The organism is Pseudomonas sp. GM79 (assembly GCF_000282495.1).
Lineage (GTDB): Bacteria > Pseudomonadota > Gammaproteobacteria > Pseudomonadales > Pseudomonadaceae > Aquipseudomonas.
Map to the genome: position 1 here is coordinate 31,778 of NZ_AKJE01000081.1, position 23,023 is coordinate 54,800.

At 56.6% G+C, this 23,023-nt stretch carries 26 protein-coding genes and 2 pseudogenes; 17 read left to right on the plus strand and 11 right to left on the minus strand.

Annotation, left to right across the window (positions count from 1 at the left end; all coding sequences use genetic code 11):
* The first annotated feature begins 201 nt into the window (after positions 1-201).
* From PMI36_RS07930 to PMI36_RS07915, 4 genes are all read left to right on the plus strand, one after another.
* Entirely contained in the window at positions 202-966 is a 765-nt protein-coding gene (locus tag PMI36_RS07930) for an SDR family NAD(P)-dependent oxidoreductase (RefSeq protein ID WP_008074002.1), read from the plus strand.
* A gap of 177 nt (positions 967-1,143) precedes the next feature.
* A complete protein-coding gene (locus PMI36_RS07925; protein WP_008074004.1) occupies positions 1,144-1,356 on the plus strand; it encodes a hypothetical protein in 213 nt (70 codons plus the stop codon).
* A 24-nt stretch (positions 1,357-1,380) separates the two neighbouring features.
* Positions 1,381-1,638, plus strand: coding sequence for an Atu4866 domain-containing protein (locus PMI36_RS07920; protein ID WP_008074006.1), 258 nt, complete (start codon positions 1,381-1,383; stop codon positions 1,636-1,638).
* Positions 1,639-1,714: 76 nt separating this feature from the next.
* Positions 1,715-2,632 (plus strand): AraC family transcriptional regulator, encoded by a 918-nt coding sequence (locus tag PMI36_RS07915; protein WP_008074009.1) that lies wholly within the window; start codon positions 1,715-1,717, stop codon positions 2,630-2,632.
* Positions 2,633-2,889: 257 nt separating this feature from the next.
* Here the strand turns inward: PMI36_RS07915 and PMI36_RS07910 are convergent, their stop codons facing one another.
* The 5 genes from PMI36_RS07910 to PMI36_RS07895 form a co-directional block, all read right to left on the minus strand.
* A complete protein-coding gene (locus PMI36_RS07910) occupies positions 2,890-3,942 on the minus strand; it encodes an alpha/beta hydrolase family protein (protein WP_032830567.1) in 1,053 nt (350 codons plus the stop codon).
* Positions 3,943-4,169: 227 nt separating this feature from the next.
* Entirely contained in the window at positions 4,170-4,910 is a 741-nt protein-coding gene (locus PMI36_RS07905; protein WP_008047277.1) for an NAD-dependent epimerase/dehydratase family protein, read from the minus strand.
* Between the two features lie 275 nt (positions 4,911-5,185).
* Complete coding sequence (locus tag PMI36_RS07900; protein WP_008074014.1) at positions 5,186-6,544, minus strand: MATE family efflux transporter; 1,359 nt, start codon at positions 6,542-6,544, stop codon at positions 5,186-5,188.
* Positions 6,545-7,462: 918 nt separating this feature from the next.
* Positions 7,463-7,912, minus strand: coding sequence for an arsenic resistance N-acetyltransferase ArsN2 (gene arsN2, locus PMI36_RS0129800; RefSeq protein WP_238543592.1), 450 nt, complete (start codon positions 7,910-7,912; stop codon positions 7,463-7,465).
* 333 nt (positions 7,913-8,245) lie between these two features.
* A complete protein-coding gene (locus tag PMI36_RS07895) occupies positions 8,246-9,202 on the minus strand; it encodes an AraC family transcriptional regulator (protein ID WP_008074027.1) in 957 nt (318 codons plus the stop codon).
* 199 nt (positions 9,203-9,401) lie between these two features.
* Between PMI36_RS07895 and PMI36_RS07890 the strand changes: the two genes are divergently transcribed.
* Both PMI36_RS07890 and PMI36_RS07885 read left to right on the plus strand, forming a co-directional pair.
* Positions 9,402-10,355 (plus strand): diiron oxygenase, encoded by a 954-nt coding sequence (locus PMI36_RS07890; RefSeq protein WP_008074029.1) that lies wholly within the window; start codon positions 9,402-9,404, stop codon positions 10,353-10,355.
* Positions 10,356-10,436: 81 nt separating this feature from the next.
* Entirely contained in the window at positions 10,437-10,859 is a 423-nt protein-coding gene (locus PMI36_RS07885; protein WP_008074031.1) for an MAPEG family protein, read from the plus strand.
* A gap of 53 nt (positions 10,860-10,912) precedes the next feature.
* Here the strand turns inward: PMI36_RS07885 and PMI36_RS32110 are convergent.
* Together PMI36_RS32110 and PMI36_RS07880 are read right to left on the minus strand one after the other, a co-directional pair.
* A pseudogene (locus tag PMI36_RS32110) lies at positions 10,913-11,005 on the minus strand (two pore domain potassium channel family protein); the annotation flags it as partial.
* Positions 10,992-11,888, minus strand: a complete 897-nt coding sequence (locus PMI36_RS07880) for a LysR family transcriptional regulator (RefSeq protein WP_008074033.1) — start codon at positions 11,886-11,888, stop codon at positions 10,992-10,994. The gene PMI36_RS07880 and the pseudogene PMI36_RS32110, both read right to left, overlap by 14 nt.
* 116 nt (positions 11,889-12,004) lie before the next feature.
* Between PMI36_RS07880 and PMI36_RS07875 the strand changes: the two genes are divergently transcribed.
* The 7 genes from PMI36_RS07875 to PMI36_RS07845 all read left to right on the plus strand — a co-directional run bounded on the left by PMI36_RS07875 (position 12,005) and on the right by PMI36_RS07845 (position 16,766).
* On the plus strand, positions 12,005-12,421 hold the full coding sequence (locus tag PMI36_RS07875; protein ID WP_008074035.1) for an ester cyclase: 417 nt from the start codon (positions 12,005-12,007) through the stop codon (positions 12,419-12,421).
* Between the two features lie 10 nt (positions 12,422-12,431).
* Positions 12,432-13,499 (plus strand): SDR family oxidoreductase, encoded by a 1,068-nt coding sequence (locus PMI36_RS07870; protein WP_008074037.1) that lies wholly within the window; start codon positions 12,432-12,434, stop codon positions 13,497-13,499.
* An 89-nt stretch (positions 13,500-13,588) separates the two neighbouring features.
* The gene (locus PMI36_RS07865; RefSeq protein WP_008074039.1) at positions 13,589-14,134 is read left to right on the plus strand and encodes a hypothetical protein; all 546 of its coding nucleotides are present in this window, start codon (positions 13,589-13,591) and stop codon (positions 14,132-14,134) included.
* Positions 14,135-14,438: 304 nt separating this feature from the next.
* Entirely contained in the window at positions 14,439-14,957 is a 519-nt protein-coding gene (locus tag PMI36_RS07860; RefSeq protein ID WP_008074040.1) for a cysteine hydrolase family protein, read from the plus strand.
* 126 nt (positions 14,958-15,083) lie between these two features.
* Positions 15,084-15,404: an isochorismate lyase gene (locus PMI36_RS07855; protein ID WP_008074041.1), complete on the plus strand. Its 321-nt coding sequence runs from the start codon at positions 15,084-15,086 to the stop codon at positions 15,402-15,404.
* Between the two features lie 48 nt (positions 15,405-15,452).
* Positions 15,453-15,953, plus strand: coding sequence for a GNAT family N-acetyltransferase (locus tag PMI36_RS07850; protein WP_008074048.1), 501 nt, complete (start codon positions 15,453-15,455; stop codon positions 15,951-15,953).
* 258 nt (positions 15,954-16,211) lie between these two features.
* On the plus strand, positions 16,212-16,766 hold the full coding sequence (locus PMI36_RS07845) for a YSC84-related protein (protein ID WP_008074049.1): 555 nt from the start codon (positions 16,212-16,214) through the stop codon (positions 16,764-16,766).
* Between the two features lie 101 nt (positions 16,767-16,867).
* On the opposite strand, the gene PMI36_RS07840 is transcribed toward PMI36_RS07845, so the two are convergent.
* The 4 genes from PMI36_RS07840 to PMI36_RS07830 all read right to left on the minus strand — a co-directional run bounded on the left by PMI36_RS07840 (position 16,868) and on the right by PMI36_RS07830 (position 20,139).
* Entirely contained in the window at positions 16,868-17,464 is a 597-nt protein-coding gene (locus PMI36_RS07840; protein ID WP_008074050.1) for a LysE family translocator, read from the minus strand.
* Between the two features lie 51 nt (positions 17,465-17,515).
* Positions 17,516-18,352: an AraC family transcriptional regulator gene (locus PMI36_RS07835; protein ID WP_008074051.1), complete on the minus strand. Its 837-nt coding sequence runs from the start codon at positions 18,350-18,352 to the stop codon at positions 17,516-17,518.
* 67 nt (positions 18,353-18,419) lie between these two features.
* Positions 18,420-18,896, minus strand: a complete 477-nt coding sequence (locus PMI36_RS0129805) for a VOC family protein (protein WP_032830569.1) — start codon at positions 18,894-18,896, stop codon at positions 18,420-18,422.
* A 313-nt stretch (positions 18,897-19,209) separates the two neighbouring features.
* Positions 19,210-20,139 (minus strand): LysR family transcriptional regulator, encoded by a 930-nt coding sequence (locus tag PMI36_RS07830; RefSeq protein ID WP_008074052.1) that lies wholly within the window; start codon positions 20,137-20,139, stop codon positions 19,210-19,212.
* A gap of 109 nt (positions 20,140-20,248) precedes the next feature.
* Between PMI36_RS07830 and PMI36_RS07825 the strand changes: the two genes are divergently transcribed.
* The 4 genes and pseudogenes from PMI36_RS07825 to PMI36_RS07810 form a co-directional block, all read left to right on the plus strand.
* Positions 20,249-21,334, plus strand: a complete 1,086-nt coding sequence (locus PMI36_RS07825; protein ID WP_008074053.1) for a TauD/TfdA family dioxygenase — start codon at positions 20,249-20,251, stop codon at positions 21,332-21,334.
* A gap of 4 nt (positions 21,335-21,338) precedes the next feature.
* Positions 21,339-22,097 (plus strand): sulfite exporter TauE/SafE family protein, encoded by a 759-nt coding sequence (locus tag PMI36_RS07820; RefSeq protein WP_008074054.1) that lies wholly within the window; start codon positions 21,339-21,341, stop codon positions 22,095-22,097.
* Positions 22,098-22,113: 16 nt separating this feature from the next.
* On the plus strand, positions 22,114-22,593 hold the full coding sequence (locus PMI36_RS07815; protein WP_008074055.1) for a YbaK/prolyl-tRNA synthetase associated domain-containing protein: 480 nt from the start codon (positions 22,114-22,116) through the stop codon (positions 22,591-22,593).
* Positions 22,594-22,802: 209 nt separating this feature from the next.
* Positions 22,803-23,023, plus strand: a pseudogene (locus tag PMI36_RS07810) (phage infection protein); the annotation flags it as partial.

Here is a 23,023-nt window from a genome sequence, read left to right on the forward strand (position 1 = left end):
TGATATCGGGCTTTTCCCGCTTGCTGAACCGAGCACCGAACCGTCCTCACTCATATTCGGCGCAAAACCCCGACAGCGTGGGCAATCTTACGAAAGCCGTCTTCGCCTCGCTGCGAGACAGTAGGCCCGTCGCCGATGACAAGCGCCTTGCGGGCGCCGACACGGCTTATCCCCTACTTGATCACAACGCTGGAGAACATCATGACCGATATCAAGAACAGCACCCCAAACGAAGTGGCAGATAAAGTCGCTCTGGTCACTGGCGCGGCCAGCGGTATTGGCCAGGCCATCGCACTGCTGCTGCATGCCCGCGGGGCCAAGGTCATCGCCGAAGATATAAACCCTGAAGTACAAGCGCTGGCCCGCCCTGGCCTGGTACCACTGGTGGCCGACATCACTCAGGACGGCGCCGCCGAGCGCGCGGTCGCTTTGGCCGTCGAGCAATTCGGTCGGCTGGACATTCTGGTCAATAACGCCGGCATCATCATCAACAAGCTGGTCATCGACATGACCCGCGAAGACTGGGAGCGCATTCAAGCGGTCAACGCCACGGCGGCATTCCTGCATAGCCGCGAAGCGGTCAAAGCGATGATGCCCAACAAATCCGGATCGATCGTCAACATCGCGTCCTACGCCTCCTACTTCGCCTTCCCCACCATTGCCGCCTACACCGCCTCTAAAGGCGCGCTTGCGCAACTGACGCGCACCCTGGCGCTTGAGGTCATTGGCCACGGCATCCGCGTCAATGCCGTCGGTGTGGGAGATGTGGTGACCAACATCCTCAACCATGTGGTCGACGATGGCCCTGCATTTCTCGCCCAACATGGCGAAGCCGCACCGATCGGCCGCGCCGCACAACCGGAAGAAATCGCCGAAGTGGTCGCGTTCATCGCCTCGGATCGTGCCAGCTTCATGGTCGGTTCGGTGGTCATGGCAGACGGCGGTATGACCGTCACGGCCGGGTGAGTCGCCGCAGGAAGGAGCTGCCGGACATGCTCGGCAAACGCGAGAGGATCAGGCAAATCTGCGGCAGTTTCGTCCTAACACCGCTGCGCTCGGCTACGTAATCTGAATACACGCAACGGACGCAGACACCGGCCAAGGCAGGCCACTCAGATGAACAACGTCAATGAGGACTGAACAATGAAAAACGCAAAACGGCTTTCCCTGTCACTGGTGATCAGCGCGATGGTTGCCTGCGCGGTCAACCTCTCTTCTACCAGCCTGTACCTGGCTGCAGACGGTGCGGATCGCACTCCCGGCATGCGCGTGACTGAAGGCGGCAGTGACCGCACTCCGGGTTTTCGCGTTGCCGAAAACGGCTCTAATCGCACTGCCCTGGGTCGTATCGGCTAAGCCTGCCATCGAGGAGAAAAGCTGATGAAAAATGCCAAACAAGCCACGCCTGATCATCGTTACGCAGGCATGTGGGTCACCGCTGATGGATTCATCCGTCACGAGCTTCTGACCACTGGGCGTTACGACGAGGCCCGTGGTAAAAATAAGAGCGCCTGGCAAGGCCGGTACGAAATAGTCGGTGACTACATCCAGTACTGGGACGACACCGGCTTCACCGCTGACGGGCACTTTCATGACGACGTGCTGTATCACGCCGGCATGATCCTCTATCGGCAATGAGCACTTTGATGATGTCGGGTGAATATCGTCTGCTGGGGAAGACTCGGGCAGCATTAACACTTGTGAGAGCCTTGAAATGGAACAGAGCGATGCTTTCATCCTGCAAAACACGGCCATCTACCGTGACGAACTGGTTCGCCTGCTGACACAACGCTTTACCACGCCCGGGATCTATGAGACCGCGATAGCGCCGCTGCATGTCATTCGTTTTGACGCGCCTTCGGAGCTTATCCATACCGTCCACAAGCCGGCCCTTTGCCTGATCGTGCAAGGACAAAAAGAAATCGGCCTGGGCGACGACCGTTACCTGTACGACCCCCTGAGTTATCTGGTGGTATCGGTGACACTTCCGGTTTCCGGGCGCGTGCTGATGGCCAGCCCGGAGGCGCCCTACCTGTGTATCCGCTTTGATTTCGAGGCCGCGGAAATTGCACAGGTCATCGCCGATGCGCCAGCGACGGGCGTCCCGGACGAGCCGGAGCTTGGCCTTTTCCTTGAGAAGGTCGACGTGCCCCTGCTGGAAACAATGCTTCGGCTGGTACGGTTGCTGGAAACACCGAAAGACATCGGCATGTTGGCGCCGCTCGCCCTGCGGGAGCTGTATTACCGCCTCCTGCGAGGCGTGCACGGACGCCGGCTGTATGAGCTTGCCCTCGGTGATTCGCAAACACGACGTGTGACACGGGCCATCGACTGGCTGAATAACCATTACACCCAGCCCTTACGCATCGAAGAACTTGCCCGGGTCGCCAATTTGGGCAGCTCCACGTTGCATCATCGCTTCAAGGCAGTGACCGCGATGAGCCCACTGCAGTATCAGAAACAACTGCGTCTGCAGGAAGCCCGCCGTCTGTTGCTGGGTGAAGGGCTGGATGTGGCGAGTGCCTGTTATCGAGTGGGCTACGAAAGCCCATCGCAATTCAGCCGGGAATACAGTCGCCAGTTTGGGTGTCCGCCATCAAGAGATGCCAGCCGAGTTCGCCACTCTGCGTGAAAGTCTGACCGGCTGCCTACTGCTTATGAGGTTCTACTCGTTTAGTAAGGTTAGAGTAGCTATTGCCTTGGAACCTAATTCATCGAACAGCCCACTTTCACTAATGGTAATTTTCGCCTATTGCTGTCGTTTGAATGTCTGCTTTTGGCCGAGGCTGTGTAAAAACGTTTTTGATCGTAATAGGTGGCTGGATTCGACACAAAAATTGCGCTCCTACGCAAATTTCAGGTCTGCTGAGTTGCTGAGTGCCAGCAACCCTAGAGCTCCACTTTGTTGTTCGCGGACTGCGTCAAAAACTCGGTGATCAGTGACGTAACCTGCTGTTGGATTACCTCGCGCGGGCGAGCATTGTCGCCATCCCCGCAAATGATGCCATCGCCAGGAATGTCCTCTTCGAGCAATGCCACTGCACCTGGTTTGCAAATCGGCAAGAAGCTGAAATGGCTGGCGTCACTGATCTCGACATAGCGGCTGGACGCTTGGGGCAGGCGTGTGGCCAGGTTGGCGGACTCCAACTGAGCAGGCAGTTCCACCGATGGTGCGCCGGCAGCGATAACCAGCACCGGCACCGGCAGTGCCGCAAGGCTCTCATCGGTCATCCCGCGCGAGAGTCCCAGGTCCAAAGAAACCACAGCGGTGACGCGTTGATCGCGCAAATCGCCGGCCAGACCAGCCTTTAATGCCGGAGTACTCTCAGGGTTGATCTTTTGATAATTGGTGCAACTGGATAACTGCGGATGGAGTTTGCAGTCACGGGCAAACAGGGCCGGGTCGAAACGAGCACCGGCGATCTCCATTGCAGTCCAGCCGCCGAGTGAATGGCCCACTACAGCAATTTGACGCTTTGCGACCACGCCAAATTTTTCAGGTTGAGTGGTGACCGCCTCAATGGCCCGATGCAGGTCAATGGGCCGCTGCCATAACTGCGCCGCCGCTTGCGGGCTGCGATCATGGGTCGTGGTGCCGGGGTGGTTGACCGCTGCGACAATGTAACCCTGATGGGCCAATGCACTCGCCAACCAGTTCTGATTGTTCCAATTGCCTCTGAATCCATGGGAGAGCACCACCAATGGGTGCTCTCCAGCAGAGGGTGGCGCGTTGCGAACCGCAGAAGCACCGACAAACACCACATCGTCGCCGATCAACTGTGGGGTGACGGTCGTTGTACTGGGATACCAGACGACCATCTCCAGCGGACGCTCATTGTGTGGGTCCGGCAGGGTGGAGGATTGGAAGCCGACAGAGTTGACGTCAGCGAGAGCGCTGGTCGTCAGACAGGTTAAAAGCAGGGCGCCGAGAGCTGTTTTCAATGGGTTTGTCTTCCTTGATTTAGATAGGGGGTTCAGAACCTGAAACCCACCGATAGCGTGCATCACATCTCGCAAGTTATAGAAATCCAGCGCCGTGAGCAGGTGAATCTGCACCGACATTAAAGCCGATACTCCGACTGACATGCATAGTTTTCGTTATCTGCATCGATCGGTTGAATCCACAACCCGAAGCGGACAGTCGAAGGGGCAACAATTAATGAAGTAGTTCAGTCAGGTTGAGCGTGTCCTTCCAGAATCTCAAATCCATCATCAAAGGGAGCGTACCCCACAACTTTTCTGGTCTTCTCGATAGAAAGTCGCTTATATCTGTTATCTGAGACCCCGTGGATAACATGAAATCCGCTCAGCTCGGCCTCGACGCAATTACTAAGTAGTGCGACAACATCCCTGATACTAATAAAAGCAGCTACATCCCTGTGACTGTGGTTTTCCCCTTGGTGAAATATAGCTACGTTTGCAATACGGACTGCGATTGTTGTCATTTGACCATCGTTTGCATACATCGAAGCCAGAGCTTCCCCGAACGCTTTGCTGACCCCGTATAGATTGCCTGGCTTAGGTGCCATACATTCATGTACCTGGACATCCTCTGGATAACCTTCGATAGCCTGAGCGCTGCTCGCAAATATAAAGCGCTCGCAGCCTTGAGCCTTTGCGGCGAATAGCATGTTGTAGGTGCCCACAATATTCACAGGGAGCAGGGATGTCATGAAATCGGCGTCTGGGCGAGGGTCAGCAGCTAGATGAATCACTGTATGTATGCCTTCGCAAGCTTCAAGGCAACTGGCTTGAACGCTGATGTCGAGAGCGAAACGTTGTGCCGATTGCGGAAGTGTTGATACATCTATGTCGGCTAAACGCAAATCTGACTTATCGTAATGCGCTTTCCAAAAAGCGCTGCCGATTCGGCCCGCAGCACCTGTGATTAAAATTTTTCGCGCGTTCATTTCAGCATGTCCTTATGGTAAACGTCACTGTAGCTTCCCCGCGTCGTGGTCGGTTGACAACCTCCAATGAGAGTAACAAGCGTCAACACGTCCGCTTCTGGCCGATTGCTGCCTGTCGAGAAGGGCTGCAATGCGCAATTCTCTGCCGATCACGGTTACGAAGCATGACGGTCAAATCCCATGCAACCGGTGGTCAGATGCGATGCAAATTATTGGTCAGGTCGAATGCAAACAGGTGGTCAAGTGGAGTGCAATTTCGCACTCAAACGAAGGCCCTACACCAACCGCTCAATCTTCTGATGCTGCCAGACCATTTTGTAATACAGCGTCTGCAGCATCAGCATGCCCAGATAGGCCACCGGAAACGCCATCCACACACCTTGCAGCCCAAAGCGCGCATCCAGCAGATACGCCACCGGCAACTGCACCCCGACCACGCAAACGATCGTAACCACCACCGGCACCAACACCGTGCCGCTGGCGCGCATGATGCCGCCGACAATCGCCTGAAAGCCAAACACCAGCAGACTCCAGAGCATGATGTGCAACAGGTGTTCGGCCATCGCCCGGGTGGAATCATCCGTGAGGAACAACCCCAGCAACCAGTGCGACAGCAAGTAACCCAACACCACCAAACCACCGGTCAGGCACACGTTGATCAACAGCCCCGTGCGCAAAATCGGCCCCATGCGCTCGATGCGCCCTGCCCCAATCGCCTGCGCACCGAGAATCGACGCCGTGATCGCAATCGACAGCGCCGGGAACTGCACGTAATTGACGATCTGCGTCACCGCCCCGTACGCCGCCGTCGCCTGGGAACCGTGCTGATTCACCAGCGCCAGAATCACCAGCTCCGACAACGACAGCACCACCATCTGCAACCCGGTCGGCAGCCCGATGCGCAACACCTTGCCGAGGATGTCCATGTCCAGCCGCATCGAGGCAAACATCTCCCGATCCGGCGCCAACGGATGCCCCTTGCGAATCAACCGCCACGCCAGCCACCCCATCGCCGCCAAGTTACCCGCCAACCCCGCCCACGCCGCACTCTGAATCCCCATCGGCGGCAACCCCAACCACCCGAGAATCAACGCCGGCGTCAGCGCCAGCCCGACACACGTCGACACCACCAGCGCCAACAACGGCGACACCGTATCGCTCACCCCACGCAGCAACTGCGTGAACAACACAAACACCAACAGCGACGGCAAGATCCACATCATCACATGGGCATACGCCACCGCATCGTCCAGCACATCCACAGGCGTGCCCAAACCCTGCAACGCCGGCCGGGCAAACACACTGCCCAACACCGCCGCCACCAACCCGATCATCGCCCCCAACAGCAACGTCGAACCGGCGATAGCCTTCACCAAATGCAACTCCCGAGCGCCCCAGGCTTGGCCGATCAACACCCCAGCGCCAGCGCCAAGGCCGATGACCAGGGCGATGAAGAAGAACACCACGGGGAACATGCCTGATACCGCCGCGAGGGATTGGGTGCCGAGCATTTGGCCGATGTAGATGCTGTTGATGGTGCCCGACATGGACTGGAGGAAATTGGAGAGGACCATGGGGGCCAGGAATAGGAGGTAGGTTTGCCAGAGGGGGTGTTGGGTGGTGGGGGTTTGCATTGAGGTTCCGTCTCGGGTGGGGGCTGGCGTTTGGGAAATTCTACGCTACGGGACTGGGGAACGATGCGCTCCTATTTTGCGAATTAGGGGAGCGTGAGTAATGGCTGCTTTCTGCAAGCAGCGGCCAACGGAACAGCAAGTGTTCGGGAAGGCGTTTTTACACACCCTGGGCCAGAAGCGGCCATCCCTTCCCCTCTTCCCAGGTAGGGAGCACAGCCTGGACAAAGCTGCTACCTACCATACACTTGGCAAACAAGCGCAGTTTTTGTTTCCCGGCTAGATAACCCAGGTCAGGCCTATGAACCCTCGCTATCATGAAATACACCGGGCCGAGATCAAAAGACAGCTGTATCGCCACGCCGATCAACAGTGGGACGCTCTCTTTGGGCTATTCATCGCAAGCATTATCTTTGCTGGCTTTGGGGTTAAGCTCTGCTTTGCGCCTATATCAGGCAGCTGGATTATAGGGTTCGTGTTCTTTTCCTTGAGTGCACTTTTTTTCGCCTTCTATCGGTGGACGCTTCGTATGCTGAGCACGCGAGGAACAGACAGCGGATGGCTTAATACACCTGATCAACTAATCTGCGTAGCACTTATATGTCTGGCTATATTTTTATCTAACTCCAACCAAGTGGTATTGTTTTTTTTCTTTCTTTGCGCAGGTGCATACGGTAATTGGCGTCTAAGGCAGAACCTGCGAATTCATTTGATGCGCTACTATTTTCGCGAAGCGCGCGAGTACATTCGAGAGATAGAACGTTACAGCCCTCGCCCTAAACGCCCGACCAAGTTGAAAGCGCCACAATAGGAAAAAGATACTTTGAGTCGCAAGCTGCCCTTCTTGATCGGCAGAAACGGCCAAAAGCGGGCATTGGCTACCAACACTAGCAATGACCCAGAAACGTTTCGATGGCTCACTCAGCGCAGAGGGGATCTGCTTAAAGTTTTCCGCAGGTAGCTTGCTGACGAAGGGCACAAATGCTTGAACTGAGCTGTCTGGGTAATTGCGACAGGCGCTTTACCCCTATCAAGCAGTTCGTACCCGTTGGCCGTGAAAAAATTAACAGCGCTTTGGGTCAACAAATGCAGTCGGGCTGCGCCTCGGGAGACCGCGTATTGCTCCAGTTCCGACAATACCGCTGTACCCAGTCCCGCTCCACGATGCTCCTCGCAAACGACCATAGAGCGCAGCAGGAGATCGGGGCCACTACCCTCCAACCCTCCATAAGCAACCAATTTCCCATCCACGTCGAATCGGTAGAACTGCCGCCCGGGATCGCTCACATCATCGTAGGGCAATCCAGCTTGACTCAAAGACGCACGGAGCTGATTCAAACCGCTCGCTCCTACTTTAATCATCTGCATCATCAGTGCTCTTATAGGCTCTCTGACACTCAATGCTAGCAGGCTCAATCCTTATCAGAGTTCAATCGACAACGGCACTTGAATTCGTCTGCTTTGGGTCGTCGATTGCAGCCCTTCGTGACAGGCAGCAATCGGTCCAGGCTGTGTGAAAACGTCTTGGAGTCGGTTTGACGGTCAGAACCGAAGCGAAAGTCGCTCTCCTACGCAAATTTCAGGTCTGCTGATTAACCAAGCATTCGCAGATTTTACGTAGCAACGCAGACTTCAAAAAGGTGAATGCATTTTCACACAGCCTGTGAGTGGCGCCCGTTTTTGTATCCGCGCGCACCGGACTTCTCACGCTGATTGTCTACGCCAAGTACCGGGTGATGTGCCGAACTGGCGTTTGAATGCGCGGCTGAACGCAGCTTCGGACTCATAGCCAACTGCAAAACCAATTTGCGCAACATTACCGCGACCTTCGCGCAGGTGTTGAGCCGCTACGTGCATACGCCAGAGCGTCAGGTATTGCATCGGTGGCTGTCCGACCAATGCCGTGAATCGTTCCGCGAATACCGAGCGCGACATGCCCACTTCAAGCGCCAGGGCTTCTGCAGTCCAGCCCTCGGTTGGACGAGCATGGAGCAGCGCCAGTGCGCGCCCGATATGCGGATCTCGCAAACCCGCCAGCCACCCGCGCCGCTCAGCGGGGAGGCTCGCGACGTACTGGCTGACGGCTTCGACGAAGAGCAATTCGGAGAGCTTGGCGATGACCGTTGTCGAGCCGAGGCGCCCCGCTGCAATCTCACTGACAGCGAACCGGAATGAGCTTTCAATCCAGGCTCCCGAAGCCGTCGCGCGCAAGTCTAGTTTCAATAAGGATGGCAGCGATGAAAGCAACGGACTGAAGGGGGTTTCAGAGCCGAGGAATCCGCACAATAGTTGCGTGACCTCGCCGCCCCCGCCGTACTTGATTCGTGAAATAGCGCCGACTTCCGGTGGCTGAATAACTTCGCCTGCCGGCATGGGCGCAATGCTTAGATCGCTGCCAAAAGAATGAGCGTCATTGTGAGGAAGCAGAACGAGTTCGCCTGCCCGCACGTCGATGGCGGCACCACCGTCGACTTGTAATTGCATATGCCCTGCGGCGACAAAATGCGACGCAATGATATGTCGAGGTGCCGCCAGGAACGGTTTGCAATCGTCCGCAGAGATTCTTCCCTTGATGCACCAGGGCGCAGTGAATTCCGCCTCGAGAAAAACCCCTCCAGACAGCCGAATCACACGCAACACATCAGAAAACGCATCCAACAATTGCCAGCCCTCCTTTCCGGAGTCCGGAGCATGTAATCAGGCGCACTGGTCATTCATCGCCTGAACTGCGAGGCCTAGATTAGCACCAACGCGGACTCCGTGATCGAGACGCTCCCCACACGCTTCACCAATGGTCATTGGCTCCGACGTTAACCGTAATTGCCCTATTCCAACTCGACCAGGCAAGCAGGAGATCGATATGAACACCGTTGCTACCATGCCCAGCGCAGATTCGGACAACGCCGACCGTTATGCTCAACTTGTCAGATCATCGAAGAAAGCTGAATGGCAAATCGATCGTGATTTGCTACAGGACCGGAGTTTCGACTTCTCGCGCAAATTCTTGCCCGACGGACTGTCGCGGATCGACCGCCTGACTTTTCTCGACGCGGATGAGGCGCGCCTGCTCAGTCAGATTCAGGGCCGAACCTATGCGTATATCTTTGGCTTGGTCGAGCGTTTTATCAGCGCCAAAATGCTCGATCAAGGTCGAGCCCATGTCTTTGACGATCAGCTCGCACTCGAAGCGCTGGTGCGTTTTTCTAACGATGAGATCAAGCACCAGGAGCTGTTCCGGCGCATGGAGACGATGATTAGTTCGCACTTGCCAGCGGGGTATCGTCAAGTTGCCGATCCAAACGATGTGGCGCGCTCGGTACTTGCGGCCAGCACCTGGTCGGTGCTGGCGCTGACCTGTCATATCGAGCTGTTTGTTCAGGCGCACTACGCGCAAAGCATCGCCCCGCGTGAGGAGTTGTGCCCACTGTTCAAGGATGTTTTCAAATTCCACTGGAAGGATGAAAGCCGGCACGTCGTTCTCGATGAACTGGAGTGGAAGGCGGAGCACGCGAAACTCTCGCCAGCCGAGCGCGACCAGGCAGTGAACGATCTGATTGCGCTGGTGGCGGCCGTTGATGCAATCCTGCAGGCACAATCGGCATCCGATGCCGACTACTTTATTCGCAATGTCTCAAGATCATTCAGTGACGATGAGACAGCGCAAATCAAAGCTTCCGTGCTGAGCGCCTACCGCTGGCAATACATAATCTCGGGCGTGGAGCATCCACACTTTGGCCGACTGCTTACGCGCATGACAACACCTGCACAGATGTCCACGATTCAGACCGCGCTGGCGCCAATCATGAGCAATTGATCGACAGGGAGCGGCCGACCGTGCGTCGGCCGCGCGGCTGTGGGATGACGTATTGAAAACGATTTATCGAGGCTGGCAGTCATGACAATACCGATGTGGATGTTGCTTGGATTTGCGACCTGGACTTTGCTGCTGTTGATGGCAACTGTCGGGGTGTATCGCTGGGTCAGAATCTTGTTCTCGAATGTTCCGATTGGCTCTTTTCGATGCGATCAGCTCGAAGGCGAGGATTGGTATCGGCGTGGGATAAGAGCACACGCGAACTGTGTGGAAAACCTGCCGGTCTTTGGCGCCATCGTATTGGTGATTTCAACCCTTGGTGTCGACGGCCCTGCAGTGAGCTACTTGTCCGTAATCGTCCTGATCGCTCGCGTGTGCCAGTCTGTGGTTCATGTATCCCATGTGCAAACCAATACGTTCGTGGCGGTTCGGTTTGCCTTCTTTTTCGTTCAGTTGGTCTGTTTTCTCGCGCTCATTGTTATAGCCGCTAGTTATGGCGTATGAATCTCTAAAAATAGAGGGGTGAATCCAGGCTTGGTGCTTAGGAAAATCGAGAGTCACTTAATCTGATTCGATGGATAAAGACCGGCAAGCCGCGCTGTCACAACACCCACGTAAAAGACGCCTGAAAACTCTTCAACCATCACTAAGTCCACCTTCGACACTTTCTATGGAAATGGCTTCCAGCAGCACCTGCTCCAAAATGACAAAAAAACATTTGATGTGAGCCTGTTTCAACGCCTGCGGCCGGGTCACCAGATAGACCTCCATATCTGGAAGCTGGATCTGCGGGAACAACTCGATCAGGTCCTTCGCCAGAATACGGGGCAGCACTGCCACGCCCATACCTCGCCTCACCGATTCGAGCTGAGCCGCGAACGAGTTCACGCTGATCTGCGTGTGTTCCAGACCCGCGGCCTTTGCCACACACAGTTGCGGCAACATATCCAGCGGAGGAAGCAAGGCAATATTGACCGCAGTGGCCGGAGTCACCCCTGGAAACCGCTTCAGATAACTTGCATCGGCGAAGACACCATAAGCGAGCCTGCCTATGGGGCGATAAATCAGCGACGGCTCGCCCAGATGAGCTGTGCGTACGGCAATGTCTGCGGCGCCGCGGACGATCTTGTGAAAGTCGGCTGTTATCAGCAACTCCACCGAGCAACGCGGGTGAAGTGAGGTGAGGCGACTCGCGGCCTCCAGCACAGAAGACGAGAACCCCTCCCCTGCACTGACCACGACAGTGCCAGATAACTCTGTGTGTGGCTCGGACATGCCCGTAACGGTTTGACGCCTCAAGCCCGCTTCCGTAGCCAGGGCAACGTCCACGAGGGATTGGCCTCGCGGGGTCAACCAGCATCCTTCAACACCCCGCTCCACGAGTGGCTCGCCCAGCGCCCTTTCAAGTTGGGTCAGCCGTCGCGACACAGTAGACGCAGCGATCCCCAGCAATTGGCCGGCCTGAAGAAAGCTGCCGCGTCGCGAGACTGCCAACAGCAGGCGAAGATCGTCCCAGTTTGCTTGCAAAGCCATGCTTCATATCTTCCCTGATTTGCAAATGTGCAAAGCCATTATGCAGCAGTCGCTGTTTTTCGGCAGAGGCGTCAACGGTATATCTACACGTCCTCGAAACGAATGGAACGGACTGTATGACTACTGGCCCCAACGACTTTGCGGAACGCGCCGCCAGCGCCTTCAATCGCCGTGATGTGGAAGCGATGCTTACGCTGGTTTGCGAAGACTTCATCTACTTCGATGGGATGGGGATGCAAACCGGTCGCGAATCCATGCGCAAACGAGAAATCGCATTACTCGAAGCCTTCCCCGATGCCCAGCTGACCTTCAGCCCATTTGCCGTCAGTGACGATCGTTTGGCACTGACCGCCTTCCTGACCGGCACCTTCACCGCACCATTAGTGCTGCCGGACCGGGTGATTCCACCCCATGGACGCCATATTGCCGTGTACTACGCCGCACACTTCACCTTCAAAGACGGGCTGGCCATCCGTGAAGAGGCCTTCTTCGACAGTGCGGTGTTGATGTCATTTTTTAGCCGATCAGCGTGAGGGTTGACCTATGCACAGCACATTCGTCACTGGCGCGACCGGTTTGTTGGGCAATAACCTGGTGCGTGAACTGGTCGCTCGTGGTTGCGCGGTCAAAGCCCTGGTTCGTTCAAGAGCCAAAGGTGAACAACAGTTCAAGCATTTGCAGGGTGTGGAGCTGGTCGTTGGTGACATGGCCGATGTCGACGCGTTCGCAGCGTCGCTGCAAGGCTGCGATACGGTGTTTCACACCGCCGCATTCTTTCGCGACAACTACAAGGGCGGCAGCCACTGGAAGGAACTCGAAAAGATTAACGTGGAGGGTACGCGACGCCTGCTTGCCCAGGCCTACAACGCCGGTATCCGACGTTTCATCCATACCTCTTCCATCGCCGTGCTCGACGGTGCACCCGGCACGTCAATCGATGAAACTTGCCTGCGGGCCGACGCCGACGCGGATGACTACTACCGTAGCAAGATCCTCGCCGACCGTGTCGTCTTGTCGTTCCTGGAACGCCATCCCGAGATGCGTGCCTGCATGGTCCTGCCTGGCTGGATGTGGGGCCCTGCCGATATTGGCCCGACCTCCTCCGGACAACTGGTTAACGATGTCGTGCGCGGCAAATTGCCCGGACTGATCCCCGGCAGCTTCTCTGTTGTCGATGCCCGCGATGTGGCATTGGCGCAGATTGCCGCAGCCAGGCATGGACGGCGCGGTGAGCGCTATCTCGCGGCGGGCCGGCATATGACCATGCGTGAGCTGGTGCCTGTTCTGGGACGCATAGCTGGCGTCAAGACACCCGCTCGACAACTACCGCTGCCCTTTCTATACGCCTTGGCGTCGGTGCAGGAGATTTATGCGCGTGTCACCGGCAAGCCCATTCTGCTGAGCATGGCCACGTTGCGCCTATTGGTACGAGAGAAGGACCGCACCTGTTTCAACCACAGCAAGAGTGAACAAGAGCTTGGCCTGAGTTTCCGGGCGTTGGAGCTGACACTCACTGACACCGTGGCGTGGTACCGCGATCACGGTTGGTTTGAAAATCGCAGTGCGCCTCCGTCGCCGGAAAAACGCACATCCGTCATGGCCGACGACTGACTTTCGCAGATAAGATTACCGTCGAGCTCCACATTCACCGCATACCAGGACAAGGACGTAAACATACTGTGAGCAGGAAAATAATCCTGATGCGGCACGGCCAGCCAACGTTGGTCGCAACCAACAAAATGTCAGCGCTCGATATGAAAGACTGGATCGAACACTACAACCGGTCCGAAATCACCAGCCAACCGGTCCCGGATGCCAGCATGCAGCTCGCCGCAACCGCCACGGTGATTGTCTCAAGCAACTCGCCTCGTGCGCTGACTTCCGTCCAGGCTCTTGGCCTGAAACCCGCCCTCGTCGACGCACTTTTCTGTGAAGCGCAACTGCCTTATGGTCACTGGAAACTGCCACGGCTATCGCCGTTTACCTGGGCATTTATCCTTCGAGTCTTATGGTTGTGCGGTTACTCACGCAGCGTCGAATCCGTCGCCACTGCGAAGATGCGCGCCAGCACGGCGGCTCAACGACTTCAGACACTCGCTGCCAGCGAAGGACCGGTTCTACTGCTCGGTCATGGCTTTATGAATCGGATGATCGCCAAACAACTGGTGGCAGATGGATGGACTCGGCAAAAACGTAATGGCAGCCAGTATTGGAGTGCAACGGTGTATCAATATGGCGGTGTTTGAGAGGTGCCTATCACCTCGACGTACGTTTTTACACACTCTGGGCCATAGGCGGACCTCAACGATCAATACAAGAAGTAGCCGTCACGCAGGTCACGCCCCTCTTGCCAACAAGGGTACCGTACAGATACTGTCAACTTTATGAATCAGCCACGCATTACCTCGACCACCACTACCACGACCGCCCAGGGCGGGTCGTGAGAGGTGTCGTGAGCCAATAACGCACGAACTTCAAAAGGCCCGCCAGCGATGGACAGGGCCTTTTCTTTTGCCCTTGTGTCGCTGGCCCAAATGCAAGGAAAGCACTATGTATGCACTGTTAATTCTCGATATGCAGGTTGGATTGTTTCATGGCCCGGATAAACCATGGGCTGGCGAAGCACTTCTAAACACTTTGAATAGTCTGTTGAGCAAAGCCCGGAGGGCAGGCGCGCCAATTTTTCTTGCTCGCCACGTAGGTCCGCCTGGCTCGCCTATTGAACCTGGAAGCCCGATGACAGAACTGGTGCAGGAACTGCTGCTACAAGGCGACGAAGTAATCTTCGAAAAAAGCCGACCCAACGCTTTCGCCATGACGGACCTCGCCGATCAGCTAAAAGCTTGTGGATCTCAAGGCGTGGTTATTGCCGGAATGAAGACCCAGTATTGTGTCGACAGCACCTGCCGCGCCGCACGAGATCTTGGGTTCGATGCAGTGCTGATCGCCGATGCTCATACCTGCACCGACACCCCTGCATTGAAGGCCGAAAATATCGTCGCTCATCACAATGCAACCCTGGCGGGCCCATTCTGTCGTGTCGTTCACGCTGAGGAATGGCGTTTCTAACCAGCAAAAATACGCGTCGACGGTTCAACTCGTTCGCTTCGCTCACCCTGCCCTCAAGTGAATGCCTAACCCGCTAATACCTCTTCCGAAGTCCCACGATTTTTTTCAGCAAATGGAGTCATTTACATGGAAGTCATCAATCAATTACAACCCGCAGAGTGTGAAGGCATGGAGGACATCCGACGCGAAATCGATGCCCTTGATCACGCCGTTATCAAGCTGTTGGGAAAGCGTTTTCAGTACGTGCTGGCTGCCTCGAAGTTCAAGACCTCGGCGACTTCGGTGCGTGCTCCGGAGCGTTTCAAGGCGATGTTGGCGACACGTCGCGAGTGGGCTGAGACCGAGGGCTTGAGCCCGGATGCCATCGAGAAGATGTACAGCGACCTGGTGAACCACTTCATTGCCGAAGAGATGAAACACTGGGCGGCTCATCAATCCGAAATCTGATCCATTGCGCAACGACCAAGTAGTTCTACCAGAAAGGGAAGCGACCTTATGAGCCCCGTCAGAATTCGTACCCTACAAAGTACTGACGCTGAGGCGTTGTTGGCATTTGAAATGGACAATCGCGAGTGGTTCGAGCGTTTCATTGACGCGCGCGATGCTGCTTTTTATACGGTGCAGGGTGTCACCGACCACATTGCGGCTTATTTATCTGGTTTTACCGCCGGAACCTGGCACCCATTTGTCCTCGAAGAGGCTGGCGGAACTATTGTTGGACGCGCGAACCTGAAAGGCATCGACATGTCCGAGCGGTCGGCAGAAGTTGGCTATCGGATTGCTCAAAGCGCTTGCGGACGGGGACTGGCAACCCTGGCGGTGAGGCATTTGATTCAGGAGGCGCTGTTGCATTGGAATCTTAAACAACTGGTTGCCAACGTATACGCTGGCAATATTGGTTCGGCAAAAGTACTCGAACGGTGTGGCTTTTTGATCGAACCTCTATCCCGGCAAGAAACGACAGCGCATGAATATCGGTTTGATCTTTCGATTTAGATGATTGAAAAACGGGCGCCTTGTCAGGTGTCCGTTTTTTTTACAGTTGGTCATCGCAGTTCTGACGACGAACCCGGCTGATACACAGAGGTCAAAGCAGGTGATGACGTCGCCAATGATCAAAGAGCTCATTCAAGGGCGAAGTCAGTAGCTCACATATTTTAGGGTGCGCCGGATAGTTTCAGCAGGCTCGGATTGTTCCGAGGGGCAAGTGCTGACTGCTGCTCATATCCAATGCTCCCGTATCGGAGTACTAACATGACTCAGTCAATGCGGTTCTTCCTATCGATCGTCCTTGCGACACTGGCATCGGCCAGCTTCTTGAACACTGCTAGCGCGGCAACCGCCGAGGATCTGGATGTCGACTCTCGGCAAGCGTTGCAAACTCTGTACAAGTCCACGCCATTTGCTGAAAGCATTTCGCACAACGCCAAAGCGATTCTTGTCTTCCCGAAAATCATCAAGGCGGGCCTTGTGTTTGGCGGCAGCTATGGTGAAGGCGTGTTGTTGAAGGACAAGAAAGTAGAGAATTATTACAACTCCGTAACCGGGTCCTGGGGGCTGCAAGCAGGTGCCCAGTCGTATGGCTATGCGGTTTTCCTGATGACCGACAAAGCCGTGGACTACATACGCAAATCCAAGGGTTGGGAAGTCGGCGTAGGACCCACTGTTGTAATGGTTGATGAAGGGGTGGCGAAGAATCTGTCCAGCACGACCGTGAAGGACGATGCCTACGCGTTCATTTTCGACCAGCAGGGGTTAATGGCCGGGATCAGCATCGAAGGAACCAAGATTTCGCTGATCAAGCGCTAACACCGGTCGTTTGGCGCATGGATGCGCCAGTCCATAAATGCGCCCTCTTGAAGCCATGCGGGGTCCAGTTACTGATTCAAGCGACTTGCCCAGTCAACGACCTACACCAGCACGGTTAACCAGGCCGACACCAGCAGCAAACAAGCCAGTGCAGTGTTCATACGTTTGAATGCCTGCGACGAACCAAAAGCCCGGGCACTGCCCACGCCGAGCAACGCCCACAGGGTCATGCAGGGCACGGAGACCAACAAAAATATCAGCGACAACACTACCAGCCGCAGGGTCTTGTCACCGCCACCGACAAATACGCTCACTACCGCCACCGCCATCATCCAGACCTTGGGGTTGACCAATTGCAGGGTGGCGGCACCGAACACGCTGACACCTTCGTCGCGCGAGGTGGTCGGGGCCAGGGACGGCGGCGCGCTTTGAAAGATCTGCCAGGCGAGCCAACTCAACCAGAGCACCCCGGCCCACGCCATTGCCTGCTGTACACGCGCAAACCGCAGCAGCGTTTCGCCCACGCCGAGCCCGACCGCAAACACAATCAGCGCCGCCGCCCCGCAGGCAGCAAAAATGATGGGCAGTGTGGCCCCCAGCCCCCGCCGCGAACTGTGGCTCAACACCAGAATATTGGTCGGCCCCGGGGTAATCGAGGCAACGAACGCAAACAGCAGGAAAGGCAGCAACGATTCCATGGCATGGACTCCTTGATCAGATAGGAATCCATGGTCGCGGATCAGCGAAATTCAGTCTGGAAGGTTTGAGCAGCGCTTGCGGTAATCCGCGGGTGTGAGCTGGTAGGCACGACGGAACCAGCGCCCCATATGACTTTGATCGGCGAACCCGAGGGCACTGGCCACCTGTGCCGGCGACTCGCCCCGCGCCAGCAGCTGTCGCGCCTTGGCCAGGCGCAGCTGGATCAAGTAAGCATGAGGCGCCAGCCCAAAGGCTGCCTTGAAGGCCCGCGTCAGACGAAAGCGATCAACACCACAGGCTTTGGCCAGATCATCCAGCCCAATGTCTTCATAGACATGGGCATGCAAATAGTCACGCGCAACCTGGGCCACCCACGGCAGGCGCGGATCAAAAGCCTGACGCTTGCGCCAATCAAGGTGGCCAGTGAGCGCCCCCAACAAGGTGTCGATGGCGCTCTGGCGCACAATGCGCAAATCGCCCTCATGGAGCGCGTGGAAGGCTTGAAAAATGGCAGTGGCCAGGCGCGGATCCTGGCTCAGGGTGTCGGCAAAACCCGGCTGACTGTTGGCCGGCGCATGCTCGAACAACGCGTGCAACTCCCGCTCCAGCCAATGCGGATCGAGGTAGAGCATGGAATAGGTAAACCCCTCCTCGGTCGGCGCGTGCCCATCGTGGATTTCCCCCGGCTCCAGCATGAATACCTTGCCCGGCGTACTGAGGTGGCGAACGCGCCGGCAATTGAACTGCTGCACGCCCTGCTCGGTGACCCCCACCAGAAAACTGTCATGCCAATGCGGATCGTAGGCATGGCCCTGAAAATGAGCACGAATTGATTCAATCCCGGTATCGGCGTCCTGGGACAGCTCAATCCAGTTGCGTCTATCCACGGAAGGCTCCATTGGTTCAGCGTTTATCTGTGCGGACGACTAAATTACCGCGCAATGGAAATGACGTTTAGAAGATTTGTGCAGGCTCCTCGGCAAATGCATCCTTGATGAATGCCTCCAGCTCTTTCTCTTCAAGCAGCTCAATAGAAAAATGCCCAAAGCGTTTCGGTAACCAAATGATGCGTGTCCCGCTTGGCGATTGCAGATTATCGCGGGACAGAGGTTTTCCGTTCTCATTTTCCGGCTGGACTCCTGCATCGATCAATTCGTCGTACGCTGCCTCAATGTCTGGTGTGGAATAGCAGTGACGATAGATCGTGCCTTCGCCGTTGGAGTCCATCAGCGCCTTGAGATTTCCGGTAAACGGTTGCACTAACATAAGGCGCTCCGTTCCAAACATGACGATCGCATAGCGCACATGCAAACCGTCGCGCTGCCAATCAAGTGTCTTTGAGATCCTGGCGCTGAAAACTCGGGCGTAATACCTGCACGCTTCTTCAAGGTCTTCGACGAGAACATCCACGTGGCTGAACTTTAATTTCAATGGCCTCACCCTTTTCAGACATACGATTCGTTTGCTGTCAGTCCGGGTATTCTGATTCGCTAACCTTTGCGATAGCTACTGATGTCTGCATTCGGTCGATTCTGTTGAAAAAGTCGGTCCTTCCGGACTGCTCGCATACTGAAACAGCCTTTTTGCGCGCAGCTACGTGAAATCTGAGCCCGGAATCCTCTACTCAAAGTAAAGATTTCAATCTCAAGCGTGTACTTTTCTGCCATGGAAACCATGGCCGACTTTTTCAACAGAGTCGGCCAAAAACGGCTATTCAGTTCAAGGTGCCTTGCAGTCCAGCCGCCTAAAGTGTCCCCGCATGCTTTCGACCAAGGCTGTCGCCAAAACCACGGATCACTTCCAACAACGACTTCACCCGCAGCGGCAGATTCCCGGCCGGGTACACCGCGTGCATCTGCGGGCTTTCACCGCCGCTGGAGGTAAGTTTGTACTCGGGACAGACCCGCAGCAGGCGCCCCGCTTCCACTTCGGGCTCCGCCATCCAGTCCGCCAGGCGGGCGATCCCGACGCCCGCCAGCGCCGCCTGGAACACCGCCAAACCGGAGCTGAAACGAAATTTTGGATGAACCCGGAAGCTGATGGCCCGCTCTTCACTGCGAAAATTCCACTCCTTGAGAATCCGCGGCGCCGTGTGCAGGATCAGCGAGTGCGCCTCCAGCGCCTCGATGGAGTCGGGCATCCCGCGCCGCTCCAGATACCCGGGGCTGGCATACAGGTAACGTGAATAATTCCAGAGCGGATAGCCGATCAGGTCACTCGATTGCGCAAACGCTCCGCGAATCGAGAAGTCCAACTTGCTCTTGGCCGGGTCAATGAGTTCATCGGTAAAAATCACATCGACGTTCACGTCTGGATAACGCTCACTGTACTGCGCGATCAACCGGGGCAATACCCCGTGCCCGAGAAACTCGGGGGCGGAAAAGCGGATCCAGCCGTAGGCCAGGCCGCTGAGACCGGCCAGGTCTTCATCCGCCTCACGTTGCAGATCCAGCATTTTGTAAGCGTGAGGCATCAAGCGCTCACCCGCTTCGGTCAAGCTCACGGCATTGGACGAGCGATTGAACAATTTGACCCCGACACTTTCCTCCAGGGCTTGAACGGCACGGGTCAGCGCGCTGGGGGAGCGCCCCAGAGTACGTGCCGCCGCGATGAAACTGCGCTTGCGAGCCACCGTCGCGAAGGCTTCTAGTTCCCCCAACATATTCAATGCCATTGACCACCTCATTGCACTTTTCACAACGTGGTATTGCAACACAAAAAAAGCCCTTCCGTTAACCTTCCCGCTCAACCCACAAGGATGGGGCAAACAGGAGCAGAAGGACGTGTCGAAGCTGGATGAAATAGTCGGGAAATCCGCAACCTGTATCGGTGAAGAAATTAATGAATGGCTGGGAAAAAAATCTGCGACTTCGACCCGACAGGAGATACCGCAAATTCATCTGTCGTTCGAAGAACAGCGCACGCTTCAAGCCGGCCTGGCATCCCTGGCCGTGACCGACAGCGCCTCAGGTATCCGCCACATGCCGGCCTTGGGGCAGTTGCTGGAGAGTGTCCTGTGCACCGAGAAAATCCAGCAGTTGCGTAACTTTCCCCAGGCCCGTGAAGTGGCGATGATCGTCAGGGGGCTGCCGCTGGACCCGCAGCTGCCCGCCACGCCCTACGACTTGGAACCAGGTATCGAGAACCTGTCGGTTGTGGCCGGGGCGATCCTGTCCGTGCTGCAAACCCTGCAAACCCGTCCGCTGGCGTACGAGGGTGAAAGCGACGACACGGTGTTCCGCCACGTATCACCCAAGCACAAGCGAGAGACCGAAAAGAGTTCCTATGGCTCGCGCGCGGATCTGGACATGCATGTCGACAACCCTCATCTGCCCTTGACCTGCGAACCCGTGTCGCAGTTGTCGGCTTGTCCGGAGTACCTGACTCTGACCGGCCTGCGATGCGAGCTCGACGTGCCGACGCGCATCATCGCCATTGACGAGGTGCTGGCCATGCTGCCGGCCTCCGTCGAAGAAGAATTGTCACGACCGAACTTCTCCATTCGCCGACCGGCCTCCTTCGGCAAGCAGGGTAATGTGTTGGAAAACGTCCCCCTGCTGTACAGAAACGCAACCGGTGGACTGTATTGCCGCTACAACAAGGCGAGTGTCGAAGCGACCTGCGCCAATGCGCAGTTTGCCCTGCAACTGTTCTCCGCCGCCGCCAATCATCCCGATGTCGTGCACCACATACTGCTGCAACCGGGGGACATGCTGATCTTCAAGAACCAGCAAACCCTGCACGCCCGGGACGGTTTTACCCCCCGCTACGACGGCCGGGATCGCTGGATGCTGCGCGTCTTCGGGGTCAACGACCCGGCACGCGTGATGCCGCTGGACCCTCACCAACCCTACATAGTCAGAGCCTGATTTCATGGTCGATATTGTCATCCTTTGCGTGTTCGCCTTCGCCGCCGGCCTGATCGATGCGGCGGTGGGCGGCGGCGGACTGATCCAGATACCCGCGCTGTTCAACGTGCTGCCCACGGCACAACCGGCGGCGCTGCTCGGTACCAATAAAGTCGCGGCAGCCTGCGGCACCGCCTTCGCGGCCCGGTCCTTCGTGCGCAAAGTGGTGATCAACTGGGGCTTGGTGATCCCCGCCGCCTGTGCGGCCTTTGTCATGGCCTTCTTCGGAGCGGCCACGGTGTCGTTCGTACCCCAGTCGATGATTCGGCCGGCGGTGCTGGTGTTGATCGTGCTGATGGCGATCTACACCTTCTGGAAAAAGGACTTCGGCGCCCTGCACAAACCCATGCACATCGGTACCAGGGAAAAACTGCTGGCGATCGTCATCGGCGGTGCAATCGGCTTCTACGACGGACTGTTCGGTCCCGGCACTGGCAGCTTCCTGATCTTCCTGTTTATCCGCTGCTTCGCCTTCGACTTCCTCCATGCCTCGGCGTCGGCCAAGCTGGTGAACATCGCGACCAACGTAGCGGCGCTGATATTCTTCATCCCGACGGGTAATGTGCTCTACCTGATCGCAATCCCCATGGCGGCATTCAACATCCTGGGCGCGCTGACCGGCACCTGGCTGGCGGTTCATAAAGGCGTGCCTTTTGTCCGGGCTCTGTTCCTGGTGTTGCTGGTGATTCTGATCAGCAAACTGTCCTACGACCTGTTCCTGTAAACCTGAGGAAAATCACATGCATCCCATGTTCGATCGCCTGGTGGCGCTACTCGATGCCCGCGCAGCCTCTTACCGGGTATTGATGCACGATGCCGAGGGCCAGTCGGCGCGGGTCGCCGAAATCCGTGGCACCGAGCCCGGCCAAGGCGCGAAGGCCATGCTCTGCTCGCTCAAGGGTCAGGCCGAACCGTATGCTCTGGTGATTCTGCCGGGAGACCAGAAGCTCGACATGAAGAAGGTCGGTGCGGCCCTCGGCGGGAAAAAAGCCGAACTGGTGAAGGCCGAAACCGCCATGGAACTGACCGGATGCCGGATCGGCGCCATCCCTCCTTTCGTCTTCGATGAGCGGATTCAATTGATCGTCGATCCGGCCCTGACCACCGGCTACAGCGAAATCGCCTTCAATGCTGGTCGGCTGGACGCGTCGATGGTGCTCGATACGCAGGATTATCTGGCGATTGCCAAGCCTCGGTTGCTGGATATCAGCCAGGCCTGAGCACACCGCTACCGCGTGGGGAGAATGCCGCTCAAGCAAGGGGGCGCTCATGGCGCCGGCGTGCCTCGGTGTGGACGCGCCACTTGCCCACTACGTTTCAACCATTGCTGGCATCGATAGTCACCATCACGTCAATGAAGTTCTCATAAAAAATCCTCGGCGTAACATCCGCTCCATACCCAACCAATAACACCCCGGAGCACACCATCATGAAACGCCAAATCATCCTCAGTATCGCTTTCTCGGTTTTTGCAGTTAACGCTTTTGCCGCGTCTTCTACTCACCCGGTTGTCGCTGAAGGCGGCTCGGATCGTCTGATCGAAAGTCGCATCGCTGAAGGTGGTTCGGATCGTCTGATCGAGAATCGCGTTGCTGAAGGTGGTTCGGACCGTCTGATCGAGAACCGCGTCGCTGAAGGTGGTTCGGATCG

Excerpts from the sequence above, each read along its gene's own strand:
- PMI36_RS07930 (WP_008074002.1), top strand. The coding sequence starts at position 202 with ATGACCGATATCAAGAACAGCACCCCAAACGAAGTGGCAGATAAAGTC.
- PMI36_RS07925 (WP_008074004.1), top strand. The coding sequence starts at position 1,144 with ATGAAAAACGCAAAACGGCTTTCCCTGTCACTGGTGATCAGCGCGATG.
- PMI36_RS07920 (WP_008074006.1), top strand. The coding sequence starts at position 1,381 with ATGAAAAATGCCAAACAAGCCACGCCTGATCATCGTTACGCAGGCATG.
- PMI36_RS07915 (WP_008074009.1), top strand. The coding sequence starts at position 1,715 with ATGGAACAGAGCGATGCTTTCATCCTGCAAAACACGGCCATCTACCGT.
- PMI36_RS07905 (WP_008047277.1), bottom strand. The coding sequence starts at position 4,910 with ATGAACGCGCGAAAAATTTTAATCACAGGTGCTGCGGGCCGAATCGGC.
- PMI36_RS07900 (WP_008074014.1), bottom strand. The coding sequence starts at position 6,544 with ATGCAAACCCCCACCACCCAACACCCCCTCTGGCAAACCTACCTCCTA.
- arsN2 (WP_238543592.1), bottom strand. The coding sequence starts at position 7,912 with ATGATGCAGATGATTAAAGTAGGAGCGAGCGGTTTGAATCAGCTCCGT.
- PMI36_RS07890 (WP_008074029.1), top strand. The coding sequence starts at position 9,402 with ATGAACACCGTTGCTACCATGCCCAGCGCAGATTCGGACAACGCCGAC.
- PMI36_RS07885 (WP_008074031.1), top strand. The coding sequence starts at position 10,437 with ATGACAATACCGATGTGGATGTTGCTTGGATTTGCGACCTGGACTTTG.
- PMI36_RS07880 (WP_008074033.1), bottom strand. The coding sequence starts at position 11,888 with ATGGCTTTGCAAGCAAACTGGGACGATCTTCGCCTGCTGTTGGCAGTC.
- PMI36_RS07875 (WP_008074035.1), top strand. The coding sequence starts at position 12,005 with ATGACTACTGGCCCCAACGACTTTGCGGAACGCGCCGCCAGCGCCTTC.
- PMI36_RS07870 (WP_008074037.1), top strand. The coding sequence starts at position 12,432 with ATGCACAGCACATTCGTCACTGGCGCGACCGGTTTGTTGGGCAATAAC.
- PMI36_RS07865 (WP_008074039.1), top strand. The coding sequence starts at position 13,589 with ATGCGGCACGGCCAGCCAACGTTGGTCGCAACCAACAAAATGTCAGCG.
- PMI36_RS07860 (WP_008074040.1), top strand. The coding sequence starts at position 14,439 with ATGTATGCACTGTTAATTCTCGATATGCAGGTTGGATTGTTTCATGGC.
- PMI36_RS07855 (WP_008074041.1), top strand. The coding sequence starts at position 15,084 with ATGGAAGTCATCAATCAATTACAACCCGCAGAGTGTGAAGGCATGGAG.
- PMI36_RS07850 (WP_008074048.1), top strand. The coding sequence starts at position 15,453 with ATGAGCCCCGTCAGAATTCGTACCCTACAAAGTACTGACGCTGAGGCG.
- PMI36_RS07845 (WP_008074049.1), top strand. The coding sequence starts at position 16,212 with ATGACTCAGTCAATGCGGTTCTTCCTATCGATCGTCCTTGCGACACTG.
- PMI36_RS07840 (WP_008074050.1), bottom strand. The coding sequence starts at position 17,464 with ATGGAATCGTTGCTGCCTTTCCTGCTGTTTGCGTTCGTTGCCTCGATT.
- PMI36_RS07830 (WP_008074052.1), bottom strand. The coding sequence starts at position 20,139 with ATGGCATTGAATATGTTGGGGGAACTAGAAGCCTTCGCGACGGTGGCT.
- PMI36_RS07820 (WP_008074054.1), top strand. The coding sequence starts at position 21,339 with ATGGTCGATATTGTCATCCTTTGCGTGTTCGCCTTCGCCGCCGGCCTG.
- PMI36_RS07815 (WP_008074055.1), top strand. The coding sequence starts at position 22,114 with ATGCATCCCATGTTCGATCGCCTGGTGGCGCTACTCGATGCCCGCGCA.